Raw genomic sequence first — 14,137 nt, 5'->3', positions numbered from 1 at the left:
TGACCGACCATGCAATTTTCTGAATCCTGGCTGCGCACTTTCTGCAACCCCTCTCTCTCCACCGCCGAGTTGGCCGAAACGCTGACGATGGCCGGCCTGGAAGTGGAGGAGCTCCAGCCCGTGGCCCCGCCCTTTACCAAGATCGTGGTGGGCGAAATCAAGGAAGCCGAGCAACATCCCAACGCCGACCGCTTGCGCGTTTGCAAGGTCGATGTGGGCCAGACTGAGCTGCTGAACATTGTCTGCGGCGCGCCCAATGCGCGCGTGGGCATCCGTGTGCCCTGCGCCCTGGTGGGCGCCGAGCTGCCGCCCGGTGAGGACGGCAAGCCCTTCCTGATCAAGGTTGGCAAGCTACGTGGCGTCGAAAGCCAGGGCATGCTGTGCTCTGCCCGCGAGCTCAAGCTCTCCGAAGACCATGGCGGCCTGATGGAGCTGCCGCTGGACGCACCCCTGGGCCAGAACATCCGCGAGTACCTGGACCTGGACGACACCCTGTTCACGCTCAAGCTCACCCCCAACCTGGCGCACTGCCTCAGCGTGTATGGCGTGGCGCGCGAAGTCGCCGCGCTGACCGGCGCGCCCCTGATCACAGCCCCCATTGCCCCTGTGGCCGTGGGCACGCAAGACAAGGTGGCTGTGAAGATCAGCGCGCCCGACCTCTGCGGCCGCTTCTCCGGCCGCGTGGTGCGCAACGTCAACACCCAGGCCAAGACACCGCAATGGATGGTGGATCGCCTGGCCCGCTGCGGCCAGCGCAGCGTGAGCCCGCTGGTGGACCTCTCCAACTACGTGATGTTTGAGCTGGGCCGTCCCTCGCACATCTTTGACCTCGACAAGATCCACGGCGGCCTGGACGTGCGCTGGGGCCAGGCCGGTGAACAGCTCAAGCTGCTCAATGGCAACACCATCACCGTGGACGACAAGGTCGGCGTGATCGCCGACGCCTCCCAGGTTGAGTCGCTGGCCGGCATCATGGGCGGTGACGCCACCGCCGTCTCGGACGACACGCGCAACATCTATGTGGAAGCCGCCTTCTGGTGGCCCAAGGCGATTGCCGGTCGTTCGCGCCGCTACAACTTCTCCACCGACGCCGGCCACCGCTTCGAGCGCGGTGTGGACCCGGTGCAGACGGTGGAGCACATCGAGCGCATCACCCAGCTCATCATCGACATCTGCGGCACGCCCGAGACCGTCTGTGGCCCGGTCGATGACCAAAGCCCCAATGTGCCGGCCCCCGCGCCCGTGACGCTGCGCGTGGCACGTGCCGTCAAGGTGATTGGCATGCCGCTCACGCAAGCGCAATGCGCCGACGCCTTGAAACGCTTAGGCCTGCCCGTGACCGAAGGCGAGGGCACCGTCACCGTGGCCCCGCCCAGCTACCGCTTTGACCTGCAGATCGAGGAAGACCTGATCGAGGAAGTGGCGCGCATGGTGGGCTACAACAACCTGCCGCACACACCGCCGCAGGCCCCCATCACTGCCAAGATCCGCACCGAGGCGCAGCGCAGCCCGTTTGCCGTGCGCCGCGCGCTGGCCGCCATGGGCTACCAGGAAACCATCAACTTCAGCTTTGTGGAAGAGCGCTGGGAGCACGAGCTCGCCGGCAACCCCAACCCGATCAAGCTGCTCAACCCGATCGCCAGCCAGATGAGCGTGATGCGCTCCTCGCTGATCGGCTCGCTGCTGCAGGTGTTGCGCTTCAACGCCTCCCGCAAGGCGCCGCGTGTGCGCGTGTTCGAACTCGGCCGCGTGTTCCTGCGCGATGCGTCGGTGAAAAGCACCGACAGCAGCGTCGAAGGCTTTGACCAGCCCATGCGCATCGCCGGCCTGGCCAGTGGTGGCGCGGATGCGCTGCAATGGGGCCGCAAGGAGCAGGGCGTGGATTTCTTTGACGTCAAGGGCGATGTGGAAGCGCTGCTCGCGCCCCTCGAGGCCGAGTTCGCACCCGGCATCCACCCCGCCATGCACCCCGGCCGTTGCGCCCAGATGGTGCTGGGTGGCAAGGTGATCGGCCATGTGGGCGAGCTGCACCCCAAGTGGCGCCAGTCCTATGAGCTCGCCAGCGCCCCTGTGGTGTTCGAGCTGGCTTTGGACGCGGTGCTGGCGCGCGCCGTGCCCGAGTTCAAGCCCGTGGCCAAGTTCCAGGCCGTACAGCGCGACATCGCCGTGGTGGTGGCTGACAGCGTGACCCACGCCGCCCTGATGGCCGCCGTCTGGGCCGCACCCACGGCTGGCCTGCTGCGCGATGCCCAGCTGTTTGACGTGTACCGCCCCAAGCTGGCCAAGGACGCCGTGGCCACGGAAGGCGCGACCGACCGCAGCTTGGCTGTGCGCCTCACGCTCAATAGCGAAGAGGCTACGCTGACCGAAGAGCAGATCGATGCCGCGGTGAAGGCCGTGGTGGAGCAACTGGCGGCCGCCGTGGGCGCTCGTCAGCGCGTATGAGCAGTCCCTTACTAGCGCAGAAGGTGCAATCCGCCATGGAATTTTCTGTTGAAAGTCTGGAAACGCCGGCCCTGACCAAGGCCCAACTGGCGGACATGCTGTTCGAGCAGATTGGCCTGAACAAGCGCGAGTCCAAGGACATGATCGATGCCTTCTTCGATCTGATAGCGGCAAGTCTGGTGGACGGCACCGATGTGAAGATATCGGGCTTCGGCAACTTCCAGATCCGCACCAAGGCGCCACGCCCTGGTCGCAATCCGCGTACCGGCGAGGCCATCCCGATTCGCGCGCGCCGCGTGGTGACCTTCCACGCTAGTCATAAGCTCAAAGAACAAATCCAGGACGAAGGCAAAGTCGTCAACGTGATTTAAGCCACACTCGGGCCCTATTTTTCGGGCCTATCCATTTGGGCTTTGCACTCCGGGTAAAGTTAGAGTAACCTCTGCGCTTTGCCTCGTACAGCATTGATTTCAATGGAGAAAACGCTCCCCCCCATTCCGGCCAAACGTTATTTCACCATCGGTGAGGTGGGGGATCTGTGCGGCGTCAAACCCCACGTGCTACGGTATTGGGAGCAGGAGTTCACGCAGCTGCGCCCAATGAAGCGGCGTGGCAACCGACGCTACTACCAACACCATGAGGTGCTGATGATCCGCCGCATCCGCGATTTGCTCTACGACCAGGGCTTCACCATCAGTGGTGCGCGCAACAAGATGCAGGAGCTCCTGCAAAGCGAGCGCGACAAAAAACGCAACGGCGAGGTGCCATTGGATGGTCTTGAAGTGGTCGAGGTCGACGATATGGATCTGGACGATTTTGAGGACAGCCAGCTTGCGGACATCGAAGCAGCTGATTTGCCGGCCATGGAATTGGTGCAGCTCAAACGCGAATTGTTCGAGATTCGTGAACTTCTTGCTGAAGCAGCCTGAAACCGGTCAAAACACAGGTTATAATTTGAGGCTCGATCGGTGTGTGGCGCAGCCTGGTAGCGCACTTGCATGGGGTGCAAGGGGTCGAAGGTTCGAATCCTTTCACACCGACCAATGAATCAAGGACTTAGCTTCGCAAGGAGCTAAGTCCTTTCTTCTTTTCTGCCCTCCCTTTTTTTCGCATGCAAGCCCTGTTCGACGCCATCGCCACCGCAGATCTGTCGGACGATGCGCGCCGTGTCTTCCACGGGCGTGGCGGGCTGTACCCGGGGTGTGAGCATCTGGCGCTGGACTGGTTTGCGCCGGTTTGGCTGCTGACCAGCTTTGAGCCTGTATCCGAGGAAGATCTGGCTGTGGTGCACGCTGCGCTGGTCGCACGCTGGGAGCAGCTGGCCCCAGGGCAGTCCTTGAACTGGGTGTTCCAGTGCCGGCAGCAGCAGGGGCGTACTGAGACGCGATGCATGGCGGGCAGCGTACCCGAGCCGCATTGGGTGACCGAGCAGGGCAGCAGCTACCTGGTGCACCTCATGCGCGGCCAGAACCATGGCCTGTTTCTCGACATGGCAGAAGGCCGGCGCTGGGTGCGGGAGCACATTGCTGAGCGCAAGGATGGGCGCTTTGGTGTGCGCGTGCTCAATCTGTTTGCCTACACCTGTGCCTTTTCCGTGGTGGCGCTACAGGCCGGCGCGCGCCAGGTGGTGAATGTGGACATGAGCCAGGGCGCACTCGCCATTGGCCAGCAAAACCACCGCCGCAACGGCCTGACCACGGGCGTGAGCTTTTTGCCGCACGACATCTTCAGCACCTGGGGCAAGATCACGCGCTGCGGCCCGTATGACCTCATCGTGCTGGACCCTCCCAGCTACCAGAAGGGCAGCTTTGTGGCGACCAAGGATTACGCGCGCCTGTTGCGCCGCCTGCCCGAGCTGCTGCTGCCCGGCGGCCATGCGTTGCTGTGCCTCAACGCGCCCGAGTTGGGCCCTGATTTTCTGCACGCGGCCATGCAGGAGCAGGCGCCGGGGCTGCAGTTCGTGGAGCGCATCGCCAACCCGGTCGCGTTTGCCGATGTGTCGGACGCCCGTGCGCTCAAGGTGCTGGTATACCGCGCGCCCGACTGAAGCGGGCCTCCCGGCTCAGGCCCCGGTGTAAAAGCAGCGTGCGCAGACCTGCTGGTAGCGCTCGTTGCCGCCAATCTCCACCTGCTGCCCTTCGCGCACGCGCTGGCCCTGGCCATCCAGGCGGATGTTCATGGTCGCCTTGCGGCCGCAGCTGCAGATGGTCTTGATCTCTTCGATGTCGTCGGCCAGCGTGAGCAATTGGGCTGCACCGGGGAAAGAGTTGCCCTGAAAGTCCGAGCGCAGGCCAAAGCAGATGACCGGGATGCCTTCCGCATGGACGATGCGGTGCAACTGGCTGACCTGGGCCGGTGTGAGGAACTGTGATTCGTCGATCAGCACGCAGGCCAGCTGCTTCTGGCCCTGCAGCAGGGCCCAAAAATCAGTGTGGGCGTCAAACACCTGGGCATCACGCTCCAGGCCCAGGCGGGAGGCGATGCGGCCGTGGCCGCTGCGGTCGTCAATGCCGGCGGTGAACAGCAGCACGGTCTGGCCCTGCTCCTCGTAGTTGTAGGCAATTTGCAGCAGCGAGGTGGATTTGCCGGCATTCATTGCCGAATAGCGGAAAAACAGTTTGGCCATGGAAACAGGGAATCAGAACAACAACATTACAAGGGTTTGCCGGGCGCCAGGCGCACCATGTGCAGCACCCAGGGAACGAAGAAGGCCACAAAGGCGCCACTGACGGCCCCCTTGGCGGCGGACCACAGCATGGGGTTCCACTGCAGGTGCAGACCCAAGGTTTTGAGCAGCTTTTGCTCGCCCCAGAACAGCGCAGCACCCAGTAGTGCGCAAGCGAGGATACGTGCAGGGGCTTGCGGGTTGGTAAACTGCCAATGGCGTCGGTCCCAGTTCAGGAGCGTCGTGGCCATCACCAGCCAGGCCGCCAGCATGGGCACATAGTCCGGCGGCTCGCCGCCCGGCCAGGTGATGAGGGCCAGCGCCACGACGCCGACGATGGCCAGCAACTGCAGGGGGAGGGAGCGGTGCAATCGGGTGGACTGCCGCAGGGCCCAAGCAAACAGCACGAGGCCGGCGCTACCCAGACCTGCGCCCACGAGCACATCCTCCAGGTCATGCACCCCAAGGTAGAGACGGCTGAAGATCACGCCCAGCGCAATGGCGCTGCAGGCCCACCAGACCCAGGCGCGGCGCACCTCCCAGGCCAACCACATCCATAGCGCCACGGCCAGCTGGGCGTGGCCGCTGGGCAGGCCGTAGCTGGCGCCGACCAGATCGTCCAGGCGCAGCTCCAGCGGCGGGCGCGGGTCTTGAAACAGGTCTTTCACATAGGCGTTGAGCAGCGCGTTGCCGGCCACGATGAGCAGCAGGCGGTAGAAGCGCTCCTTGTTCCAGACCCAGTAGCCAATGGCCATGAAGAACATCAGAAAGGTGGCATAGCCCAGCCAGGAAAAGGCGACGGCCAGCTGGGTGGCTGCGGGCGAGCGCAGGGGCAATACCCATTGCAGGTTGTGCAGAATGTCCAAATTCGCTCCTCTTTTGATAGCTGCTCGCGCATTGTTTATGCGGGCTGACCATCATTTTTATCTTCAAACAAGGCGACGGCATTGTGCGCCACCTGCAGCGTGTCGTAATAGGCGTAAGCCCCTACGCTGACTGCTCCCAGCAAGGGGATAAAGCGGGACACGCCCTTGCGCAGCGCGGCGCCGGCCAGCGTGACGCCCAGCTTCTGCACCAGCACTTGCAAGACCTTGAGTGTGGTGGGACGCACGACGACGCGTTCGCCCACGCGCACCGCCAAGTCGCGGAAGAGCTGGGCCGACATCTGCTTGAACAGGCAGTAGAGCAGGTGCTCGCGGCGCAGGCGGTGGTGTTGACCATAGAGGGCTGCGATGTCGGCCACCATCTGGGCCTGCAGCTTCCACACGCCCACCATTTCGGGCAGCACGGTGACCCAGCCCCACACACCCACAGGCAGCGAGAGCGAGCCCGCCAGCAGGCTGGCCTGGCGCGCAGCATTGCGGGCGATGGCGTGGGCCCGCTGGGCCGGGTGTTCCTGCATGGGTTCGTCGCTGGATGGCACCTTCATCACCAACTCCAGAATGGCACTGGCGAGTTGCATGCGCACGGGCAGGCTGCGTTTAGCCATGGGCGGGCTCCAGGCGGAAGACGGCGGGGTCATGGCCCCAGGGTGGCGTCAGACGCTTTTCCAGAACGCGGTAAAGCTCCAGGTCAAACGCCAGCGGGGCGCGGCTGCGGCGGGCATCGTCCAGTTCGTCTTCCGAGTGGACTGTGGCGACGTGGCACCACTGTTCGAATACATGGATATCGGTGCGCTCGCTGGCAGTATGGTGTTCGCGGATGGCGATACGACCGGTATGGGGCCAGCGCGCAAGCGTTTGTTGCACCAGGTCCAGCTGGTTTTTTTTCTGCGATTTGCGGTTGTAGCGCGGCTGTAGCTCGCGGACCAGGCGCGATTGCAGCAGCAGGGCGCCCATCTCTCCGGCCGTCTCGCGCCACTCGATACGGCGCAGCGCCTGCAGCATTTGCTGCTCGCGCGCGGGTTTGCTCGCGCCCTGGAAGTGCGAAAGCACGCGGGTGCGCAGGGCCTTGCCCTTGCCGATGTACAGCGGCTTGGCTTCGTCACCGTAGAACAGGTAGACGCCGGGCGACTCTGGAATGTCCTGCACCGGGGTTTCCAGCAGGGGCGGCAGGCTGGCGTTGCCCTGCAGCAGGCCCTGGGCTTCGCGCTCCACGGCTGCCGCGCCCAGTTCGGCCTCGGCCAGGCGCAGCCACTGCAGCACCACATCCACATCGCCCATGGCGCGGTGGCGCGCTTCGGTGCGCAGACCGTGGCGCTGCATGATAGCGTCCAGGCCATGGCCCTTGTGCTGCGGGTAGAGCCTGCGCGCCAGGCGCACGGTACACAGGGTCTTGATATCCAGCGGCTGGTTCAGCCGCGCCAGTTCCTGCTGCACAAAGCTGTAATCGAAACGCACGTTGTGGGCCACGAAGACTGCGTCTTTCAGCAGCGCCAGCAGATCCGGCGCTACTTCGTCGAAGGTAGGTGCATCGGCCACCATGGCATCGCTGATGCCGGTCAGGCTTTCGATGAAGGGAGGAATCGGCACCCCGGGGTTCACCAGCGTGCTCCAGCGCGCGACCTCCTGCCCATGCTCCACGCGCACCGCGGCAATCTCGGTGATGCGGTCGCGCACCGCGCTGCCGCCGGTGGTCTCCAGGTCCAGCATGACAAAGCAGGGCAGCATGGCTGGGCTAGATGATGTCGATGGCGTGGATGCCGTAGTGCCCCGCGCGCCGGTCCGCAAAGTAGCGTTCCAGCGTTTCCTTGACGGTGCGAAAGGCAATCTCGTCCCAGGGGATTTCGTCCTCGCGGAACAGGCGGGCCTCGATGGTCTCGGTGCCGGGGTTGAACTGGTCGCTGGTCAGGCGGGCACGGTAGAACAGGTGCACCTGGCCCACGCGCGCCACATTGAGCAGCGTGAACAGTCCTTCCAGCTCGAACCGCGCGCCGGCCTCCTCATCCGTCTCGCGCGCGGCGCCTTCGGCCGTGGTCTCATTGAGCTCCATGAAACCGGCGGGTAGCGTCCACTTGCCAAAGCGCGGCTCGATATTGCGCTTGCACAGCAACACCTGGTCGCCCCAGTGTGGCACCGTGCCCACCACATTGAGTGGGTTCTCGTAATGGATGGTGCCGCAGGCCGGGCAGACGGCGCGTTCCTTGGTGTCGCCGTCATCGGGGATGCGGTAGACCACGGCGGTGCCGCACTGTCGGCAATGGCGGATGGGGGGACGCAGCATGCCCCGGCTCAGACCAGCTGCACGCGCAGGGGCTGCAGGCCGTCCACGCTGGCCAGCAGCACGTCGCCGCGCACCACGACGCCCACGCCTTCGGGCGTGCCGGTGAAGATCAGGTCGCCAGGCTGCAGCGCCCAGGCGGTGGACAGTTGCTCGATGGTCTCGGCAATGTTCCAGATCAGCTTGGCAATGGTGCTGCGCTGGCGGTCCTGGCCGTTGACCTGCAGGGCGATGGTGGCGTTGCCAATGCCGGGCACCTGGGCCGCAGGCGTGATGGGGCCCAGGGGGGCAGCAAAGTCAAAACCCTTGCCGATGCACCAGGGGCGGCCCTGTTTCTTCATCTCGTTTTGCAGGTCGCGGCGCGTCATGTCCAGGCCCACGGCGTAGCCGTAGATGTGCTGGTGGGCGTCGGCTGCCTGGATGTTGCTGCCGCCCTTGCCAATCGCCACCACCAGCTCCACCTCGTGGTGCAGGTTGCTGGTGAGCGTGGGGTAGGGCATGGACACGCCCTCGGGGCTTTCGGCTACCAGGGCGGCGTCGGCCGGCTTCATGAAGAAGAAAGGCGCCTCGCGACCCGTGTGGCCCATTTCCTTGGCGTGGTCTTCGTAGTTGCGGCCCACGCAGTACATGCGGTGGATAGGGAAGCGCGCGCTGCTGCCCACCACGGGCAGGCTGGGCAGGGCCGGGGGCGTGACGACGTAGTCCATGGTGCGGCTCCTCAGGCGGATTTCACGACCAGGTCAAAGTGCTCCACCACCGGCGGCTGGGCAAAGAAGGGGCCCACGATGGCGCGCCACTGGGGGAACAGGTCGCCGCCGCGGAAGCCCACGGTGTGGTCTTCCAGCGTGTCCCAGAAGATTTGCAGGATGTAGCGCTCGGGGCTCTCAATGCCCTTGTTGACCTTGTAACCCTGGAAGCCCTTGGCCTTGGAGATGACCTCACGCAGGCCGCGCGCGATGGCTTCGTCAAACGCGGCGTTCTGGCCGGGGTGGATGCGGATGTCGGCGAGTTCCAGAATCATGGGGGCTCCAGGCAGGGGATAGGTCGTTGAGAGAGCCTCCAATGGTAACGGCTTCGGGTTTATCCTCGCGGGCATGAAGCTGCATAACTACTGCCGGTCCTCGGCCTCGTTCCGGGTGCGCATTGCGCTCAACCTCAAGGGCCTGCCCTATGACTACCTGCCCGTGCACCTGGTGCGCGGCGAACAGCTGCAGGACGGCTACCGCGCGCTGTCCGCCGATGGCCTGGTGCCGGTGCTGGAGGTGGACGGCCACGCGCTGGTCCAGTCCATGGCCATCATCGAATACCTGGACGAAACCCGTCCCACGCCGCCCCTGCTGCCCGCTACTGCGCTGGGCCGTGCCCAGGTGCGTGCGCTGGCCCAGACCATTGCCTGCGAGATCCACCCCATCAACAACCTGCGCGTGCTCAAGTACCTGACGGGCACGCTGGAATGCTCGGAAGGTGAAAAGAACACCTGGTACCGCCACTGGGTGCGCCAGGGCCTGCTGGCCTTTGAGCGCCAGTTGGAGCGCCTGAGTGCTGGCGGTCTGCGGCCAACGGGCTTTTGCTATGGCGACGCGCCCACGTTGGCGGACTGTCTGCTGGTACCGCAAATCTTCAACGCCCGTCGCTTTGACACGGACCTTGGCGGCCTGCCGCTGACGCTGGCGGCATTCGATGCCTGCATGGCGTTGCCTGCCTTCGACACAGCCCAACCCAGCCGCTGCCCGGATTTCACGCCATGAGCGTTCCCGCAGACTGGCTGGTGCCCGACTGGCCTGCGCCCGCAAGGGTCAAGGCGCTGTTCACCACGCGCCAGGGTGGCCAGTCCCGCGCGCCCTACGACAGCCTCAACCTAGGCACCCATGTGGGGGATGACCTGGCCGATGTTCTGGCCAACCGCGCCGTCTTGCAGCGTACCCTGGGCGTGAGGCCGGTGTTTCTGGAGCAGGTGCATGGCACGCAGGTACAAGTTCTGACCGGTGACACGCCCGATGGGGTGGTGGCCGATGCATGCCTCAGCAGCCAACCCGGCGTGGCCTGCACCATCATGGTGGCGGACTGCCTGCCCATCTTCCTGTGCGACGCCAGCGGCCGCTGGGTGGCTGCCGCCCATGCGGGCTGGCGCGGCCTGGCGGGGCAGGGCGGTGTGGGCGTGGTGGAAAGCACGCTGGCGGCTGTTTTTAAGGAAAAAGAGGCTCTAGCCCCTGTGGATAGTGCGCAAGCAGCTCCTGAAACCATAGCGTGGCTGGGCCCCTGCATTGGCCCCACGGCCTTTGAGGTGGGGGACGAGGTGCGGGCTGCCTTTGTTGCGGGCGATGCGGCGGCGGTGGACTGCTTTGCCCCGGCAAGCCCCGGCAAGTGGCTGGCCAACCTGCCGGCCCTGGCGCGCCGGCGCCTGGCGGCGGCGGGCGTGAAGGCGGTTTACGGCAATGACGGCAGCGCGCCGTGGTGCACGGTTAACAACCCGTCACACTTCTTTTCCCACCGGCGCGACCGGGTCAGCGGGCGGCTGGCCGCCTGCATCTGGCTGGACTGAGGCCGCTGCCGCGGCAATGGGGGAGGCAGCGGCTGCTGCCGCTGCGTGGGCGGCAATCGCGGCTTCGCGTTCGGCCATCTCCTGCGCCCGGATCTTGCGCTTGCGGGCCGGAGTGCCCATGAAATACACCATCAGCGCCACTGGCAGCAGGCCGTAGAGGATAAAGGTGACGATGGCTCCCAGCACGGTGCCAGTGGTGTTGGTGGCTTCGGCCACGGCCATCATGAGGGCCACGTAGAGCCAGGCAATAGGGACTATGTACATAGGGTTTCTCTTAGCAGGGCGCAGCATAGCGCGGGCCGCAGATTGCCATACTTGGGCGTTAGACTAGAGACACTAATTCCGAAGGTGATGGCGTGACCCAATCCAATACCGACTTTTTGGCCCAGGCTACGCAACAGTTCCAGCAGGCATTCACTCAGAGCTGGTCCAAGGCGCTCGAATCTTTCCAGGGCCTCGATCTTGGGGCGGCTGGAGCCGGTTTTCCGGCCATGGCGGAGAAACCGCCAGAAATTCACTTTGCCCCCGAAAAACTGCAGGCGCTGCAGCAGCAGTACCTGCAGGAGGCCATGGGTCTGTTCAGCCAGGGCCTGACCCAGCCAGCGCAGTCTCCCGCCAGCAGCGACCGCCGTTTTGCCGCGCCCGCCTGGGGTGACAACCCCGTTGCCTCCTACGCCGCTGCGGTCTACCTGCTCAATGCGCGCACCCTCATGGGCTTGGCTGAGGCGGTGGACACCGACGCCAAGACCAAGAGCCGCATCCGCTTTGCGGTGGAGCAGTGGATGGCGGCTGCCGCGCCCAGCAACTTCCTGGCCTTCAACGCCGAAGCGCAGAAAAAAGCCATCGAAACCAAGGGCGAGAGCATCGCCCAGGGTGTGAAGAACCTGGTGCACGACATCCGCCAGGGCCATGTGTCCATGACGGACGAGAGCCTGTTCGAGGTCGGCAAGAACGTGGCTACCACCGAGGGCGCCGTGGTGTTCGAGAACGAGCTGTTCCAGCTCATCGAATACAAGCCGCTGACCGCCAAGGTCTACGAGAAACCGTTTTTGCTGGTGCCCCCATGCATCAACAAGTTCTACATCCTGGACCTGCAGCCCGAGAACTCGCTGATCCGCTACGCGGTGGAGCAGGGTCACCGGACTTTTGTAGTGAGCTGGCGCAACCCTGACGCCACGCTGGCGACCAAGACCTGGGACGACTACATCGAGGACGCCGTGATACGCGCCATTGGTGTGACGCAGGAGATCAGTGGCTCAGCCACCATCAATGCACTGGGCTTTTGCGTGGGCGGCACCATGCTGGGCACCGCCCTCGGTGTACTGGCGGCGCGTGGTGAACAGCCGGTGGACAGTGCCACTTTCCTCACCACTTTCCTAGATTTTTCGGACACGGGCATCCTGGACGTCTTCATCGACGAAGCCATGGTCAAGTTCCGCGAGGCTGAGTTTTCCAAGGGCGGCCTGATGAAGGGTCAGGACCTGGCCAGCACCTTCAGCTTCCTGCGCCCCAATGACCTGGTGTGGAACTATGTGGTCGGCAACTACCTTAAGGGCGAAACCCCACCGCCTTTTGACCTGCTCTACTGGAACAGCGACAGCACCAATCTGCCCGGCCCTTGGTACGCCTGGTACCTGCGCAACACCTACTTGGAAAACAACCTCAAGAAGCCCGGCAAGCTGACCGTCTGCGGCGAAAAGCTGGACCTCAGCCAGGTCAATATTCCTGTCTACGTCTATGGCTCGCGCGAGGACCATATCGTGCCCATTGGCGGCGCCTACGCGTCCACCCAACTCCTGCCCGGCAAGAAGCGCTTTGTGCAGGGCGCATCGGGCCATATCGCTGGCGTGATCAACCCGCCGGCCAAAAACAAACGCAGCCACTGGATTCGCGCCGACGGCAAGCTGCCCAAGACGCATGCCCAATGGCTGGAGGGTGCGACGGAGCATGCCGGTAGCTGGTGGACCGACTGGTCCCAATGGCTCAAGGGCCATGCTGGCAAGCAAATTGCTGCACCCAAGGGCTATGGCAAAGGGAAGTACAAAGTCATAGAGGCGGCTCCGGGTCGTTATGTTCAAGCCAGGGCTTGAGAGTTTTTTGATTTACCAAGAGAGAAGGAGACACCTGATGGAAGACATCGTTATCGTTGCTGCGGCCCGTACTGCAGTCGGAAAATTTGGTGGCTCACTTGCCAAGACCCCCGCGACCGAGCTTGGCAGCATCGTCATCAAGAGCCTGCTGGAGCGCAGTGGCCTGCCCGCAGATGCTGTGGGCGAAGTGATCCTGGGCCAGGTGCTGGCCGCAGGCGTGGGTCAGAATCCCGCGCGCCAGGCAGGTATCAAGTCCGGCCTTGCCAAGGAAACCCCGGCCCTCACCATCAACGCCGTCTGCGGCTCCGGCCTCAAGGCTGTGATGCTGGCGGCGCAGGCTGTGGCCTGGGGGGACAGCGAAATCGTGATCGCCGGGGGCCAGGAAAACATGAGTGCTTCGCCCCACGTGCTGCTGGGCAGCCGCGACGGCCAGCGCATGGGCGAGTGGAAGATGGCTGACACCATGATCACCGACGGCCTGTGGGACGTTTACAACCAGTACCACATGGGCATCACCGCCGAGAACGTGGCCAAGGCCCAGGGCATCACGCGCGAACAGCAGGACGCCCTGGCACTGGGCAGCCAGCAAAAGGCTGCCGCTGCGCAGGACGCCGGCAAGTTCAAGGCCGAGATCGTTCCCGTCTCCATCCCCCAGCGCAAGGGCGATCCCATCGTCTTTGACACCGACGAGTTCATCAACAAGAAGACCAATGCCGAAGCGCTGGCCGGCTTGCGCCCCGCCTTTGACAAGGCTGGCAGCGTGACGGCGGGCAATGCCTCCGGCATCAACGACGGCGCGGCCGGCGTGGTCGTCATGACCGCCAAGAAGGCGGCTGCCCTGGGCCTCACGCCGCTGGCCCGCATTGCCAGCTTTGGCACAACGGGTCTTGACCCCGCCCTCATGGGCCTGGGCCCCGTGTCCGCCACCCAGCGTGCCCTGGCGCGTGCCGGCTGGAAGGCGCAGGACGTGGACCTGTTTGAACTGAACGAAGCCTTTGCCGCGCAGGCCTGCGCCGTGAACAAGCTGCTCGACATCGACCCCGCCAAGGTGAACGTGAACGGTGGCGCCATCGCCATCGGCCACCCCATCGGTGCATCCGGCGCCCGCATTCTGGTGACGCTGCTGCACGAGATGCAGCGCAGCGGCGCCAATAAAGGCGTAGCTTCGCTGTGCATTGGCGGCGGCATGGGCGTGGCCCTGGCTGTGGAGCGCTGATTTTTAGGGAGTTTGGCTGC

At 64.4% G+C, this 14,137-nt stretch carries 16 protein-coding genes and 1 tRNA gene; 9 read left to right on the top strand and 8 right to left on the bottom strand.

Features of this window, described 5'->3' with window-relative positions; translation table 11 throughout:
* Positions 1-9 precede the first annotated feature (9 nt).
* From pheT to AC1RNN_RS06270, 5 genes are all read left to right on the top strand, one after another.
* The gene (gene pheT, locus AC1RNN_RS06290; protein WP_493087693.1) at positions 10-2,445 is read left to right on the top strand and encodes a phenylalanine--tRNA ligase subunit beta; all 2,436 of its coding nucleotides are present in this window, start codon (positions 10-12) and stop codon (positions 2,443-2,445) included.
* A 35-nt stretch (positions 2,446-2,480) separates the two neighbouring features.
* Positions 2,481-2,816, top strand: a complete 336-nt coding sequence (locus AC1RNN_RS06285; protein ID WP_493087695.1) for an integration host factor subunit alpha — start codon at positions 2,481-2,483, stop codon at positions 2,814-2,816.
* Between the two features lie 102 nt (positions 2,817-2,918).
* A complete protein-coding gene (locus AC1RNN_RS06280; RefSeq protein ID WP_493087697.1) occupies positions 2,919-3,374 on the top strand; it encodes a MerR family transcriptional regulator in 456 nt (151 codons plus the stop codon).
* Positions 3,375-3,411: 37 nt separating this feature from the next.
* Positions 3,412-3,488, top strand: a tRNA-Pro gene (locus AC1RNN_RS06275).
* 68 nt (positions 3,489-3,556) lie between these two features.
* Positions 3,557-4,492, top strand: coding sequence for a class I SAM-dependent methyltransferase (locus AC1RNN_RS06270; protein ID WP_493087699.1), 936 nt, complete (start codon positions 3,557-3,559; stop codon positions 4,490-4,492).
* Positions 4,493-4,507: 15 nt separating this feature from the next.
* Here AC1RNN_RS06270 and AC1RNN_RS06265 read toward each other — a convergent pair whose 3' ends face one another.
* The 7 genes from AC1RNN_RS06265 to AC1RNN_RS06235 are packed head-to-tail and all read right to left on the bottom strand — an operon-like array spanning position 4,508 to position 9,290.
* A complete protein-coding gene (locus AC1RNN_RS06265; protein WP_493087701.1) occupies positions 4,508-5,071 on the bottom strand; it encodes a thymidine kinase in 564 nt (187 codons plus the stop codon).
* A gap of 26 nt (positions 5,072-5,097) precedes the next feature.
* The gene (locus AC1RNN_RS06260) at positions 5,098-5,976 is read right to left on the bottom strand and encodes a phosphatase PAP2 family protein (protein ID WP_493087703.1); all 879 of its coding nucleotides are present in this window, start codon (positions 5,974-5,976) and stop codon (positions 5,098-5,100) included.
* A 35-nt stretch (positions 5,977-6,011) separates the two neighbouring features.
* Entirely contained in the window at positions 6,012-6,599 is a 588-nt protein-coding gene (locus tag AC1RNN_RS06255) for a hypothetical protein (RefSeq protein ID WP_493087705.1), read from the bottom strand.
* Positions 6,592-7,719, bottom strand: coding sequence for an exonuclease domain-containing protein (locus tag AC1RNN_RS06250; RefSeq protein WP_493087707.1), 1,128 nt, complete (start codon positions 7,717-7,719; stop codon positions 6,592-6,594). The genes AC1RNN_RS06255 and AC1RNN_RS06250 overlap by 8 nt, the downstream gene beginning before the upstream one ends.
* Positions 7,720-7,726: 7 nt before the next feature.
* Positions 7,727-8,272, bottom strand: coding sequence for an NUDIX hydrolase (locus tag AC1RNN_RS06245; RefSeq protein ID WP_493087709.1), 546 nt, complete (start codon positions 8,270-8,272; stop codon positions 7,727-7,729).
* Positions 8,273-8,280: 8 nt separating this feature from the next.
* Positions 8,281-8,976: a fumarylacetoacetate hydrolase family protein gene (locus AC1RNN_RS06240; protein ID WP_493087711.1), complete on the bottom strand. Its 696-nt coding sequence runs from the start codon at positions 8,974-8,976 to the stop codon at positions 8,281-8,283.
* Positions 8,977-8,987: 11 nt separating this feature from the next.
* Entirely contained in the window at positions 8,988-9,290 is a 303-nt protein-coding gene (locus tag AC1RNN_RS06235) for an antibiotic biosynthesis monooxygenase family protein (protein WP_493087713.1), read from the bottom strand.
* Positions 9,291-9,363: 73 nt separating this feature from the next.
* On the opposite strand from AC1RNN_RS06235, the gene maiA reads away from it, so the two are divergent.
* Together maiA and pgeF are read left to right on the top strand one after the other, a co-directional pair.
* Positions 9,364-10,017, top strand: a complete 654-nt coding sequence (gene maiA, locus AC1RNN_RS06230) for a maleylacetoacetate isomerase (protein WP_493087715.1) — start codon at positions 9,364-9,366, stop codon at positions 10,015-10,017.
* Positions 10,014-10,811, top strand: coding sequence for a peptidoglycan editing factor PgeF (gene pgeF, locus AC1RNN_RS06225; RefSeq protein WP_493087717.1), 798 nt, complete (start codon positions 10,014-10,016; stop codon positions 10,809-10,811). Before maiA ends, pgeF begins: the two co-directional genes overlap by 4 nt.
* Here pgeF and AC1RNN_RS06220 read toward each other — a convergent pair.
* Positions 10,743-11,075 carry a hypothetical protein gene (locus AC1RNN_RS06220; protein WP_493087719.1) on the bottom strand — a complete coding sequence of 111 codons (333 nt, stop codon included), beginning with the start codon at positions 11,073-11,075 and terminating at the stop codon, positions 10,743-10,745. The two genes, pgeF and AC1RNN_RS06220, sit on opposite strands and share 69 nt — an antisense overlap.
* Before the next feature lie 92 nt (positions 11,076-11,167).
* Here AC1RNN_RS06220 and AC1RNN_RS06215 point away from each other — a divergent pair, with 92 nt between their 5' ends.
* Positions 11,168-12,901, top strand: a complete 1,734-nt coding sequence (locus AC1RNN_RS06215) for a PHA/PHB synthase family protein (RefSeq protein WP_493087721.1) — start codon at positions 11,168-11,170, stop codon at positions 12,899-12,901.
* 37 nt (positions 12,902-12,938) lie between these two features.
* Complete coding sequence (locus tag AC1RNN_RS06210) at positions 12,939-14,117, top strand: acetyl-CoA C-acetyltransferase (RefSeq protein ID WP_493087723.1); 1,179 nt, start codon at positions 12,939-12,941, stop codon at positions 14,115-14,117.
* Positions 14,118-14,137 lie beyond the last annotated feature (20 nt).

Source organism: Rhodoferax sp. GW822-FHT02D07 (assembly GCF_058802405.1).
The sequence above is the reverse complement of the archived record's forward strand: the minus strand, read 5'-3'. Positions and strand labels throughout refer to the sequence as shown.

What these genes read in the sequence shown, in the direction of transcription:
- pheT (WP_493087693.1), top strand. Translation starts at nt 10, where the DNA reads ATGCAATTTTCTGAATCCTGGCTGCGCACTTTCTGCAACCCCTCTCTC.
- AC1RNN_RS06285 (WP_493087695.1), top strand. Translation starts at nt 2,481, where the DNA reads ATGGAATTTTCTGTTGAAAGTCTGGAAACGCCGGCCCTGACCAAGGCC.
- AC1RNN_RS06280 (WP_493087697.1), top strand. Translation starts at nt 2,919, where the DNA reads ATGGAGAAAACGCTCCCCCCCATTCCGGCCAAACGTTATTTCACCATC.
- AC1RNN_RS06270 (WP_493087699.1), top strand. Translation starts at nt 3,557, where the DNA reads ATGCAAGCCCTGTTCGACGCCATCGCCACCGCAGATCTGTCGGACGAT.
- AC1RNN_RS06265 (WP_493087701.1), bottom strand. Translation starts at nt 5,071, where the DNA reads ATGGCCAAACTGTTTTTCCGCTATTCGGCAATGAATGCCGGCAAATCC.
- AC1RNN_RS06255 (WP_493087705.1), bottom strand. Translation starts at nt 6,599, where the DNA reads ATGGCTAAACGCAGCCTGCCCGTGCGCATGCAACTCGCCAGTGCCATT.
- AC1RNN_RS06250 (WP_493087707.1), bottom strand. Translation starts at nt 7,719, where the DNA reads ATGCTGCCCTGCTTTGTCATGCTGGACCTGGAGACCACCGGCGGCAGC.
- AC1RNN_RS06245 (WP_493087709.1), bottom strand. Translation starts at nt 8,272, where the DNA reads ATGCTGCGTCCCCCCATCCGCCATTGCCGACAGTGCGGCACCGCCGTG.
- AC1RNN_RS06240 (WP_493087711.1), bottom strand. Translation starts at nt 8,976, where the DNA reads ATGGACTACGTCGTCACGCCCCCGGCCCTGCCCAGCCTGCCCGTGGTG.
- AC1RNN_RS06235 (WP_493087713.1), bottom strand. Translation starts at nt 9,290, where the DNA reads ATGATTCTGGAACTCGCCGACATCCGCATCCACCCCGGCCAGAACGCC.
- maiA (WP_493087715.1), top strand. Translation starts at nt 9,364, where the DNA reads ATGAAGCTGCATAACTACTGCCGGTCCTCGGCCTCGTTCCGGGTGCGC.
- pgeF (WP_493087717.1), top strand. Translation starts at nt 10,014, where the DNA reads ATGAGCGTTCCCGCAGACTGGCTGGTGCCCGACTGGCCTGCGCCCGCA.
- AC1RNN_RS06220 (WP_493087719.1), bottom strand. Translation starts at nt 11,075, where the DNA reads ATGTACATAGTCCCTATTGCCTGGCTCTACGTGGCCCTCATGATGGCC.
- AC1RNN_RS06210 (WP_493087723.1), top strand. Translation starts at nt 12,939, where the DNA reads ATGGAAGACATCGTTATCGTTGCTGCGGCCCGTACTGCAGTCGGAAAA.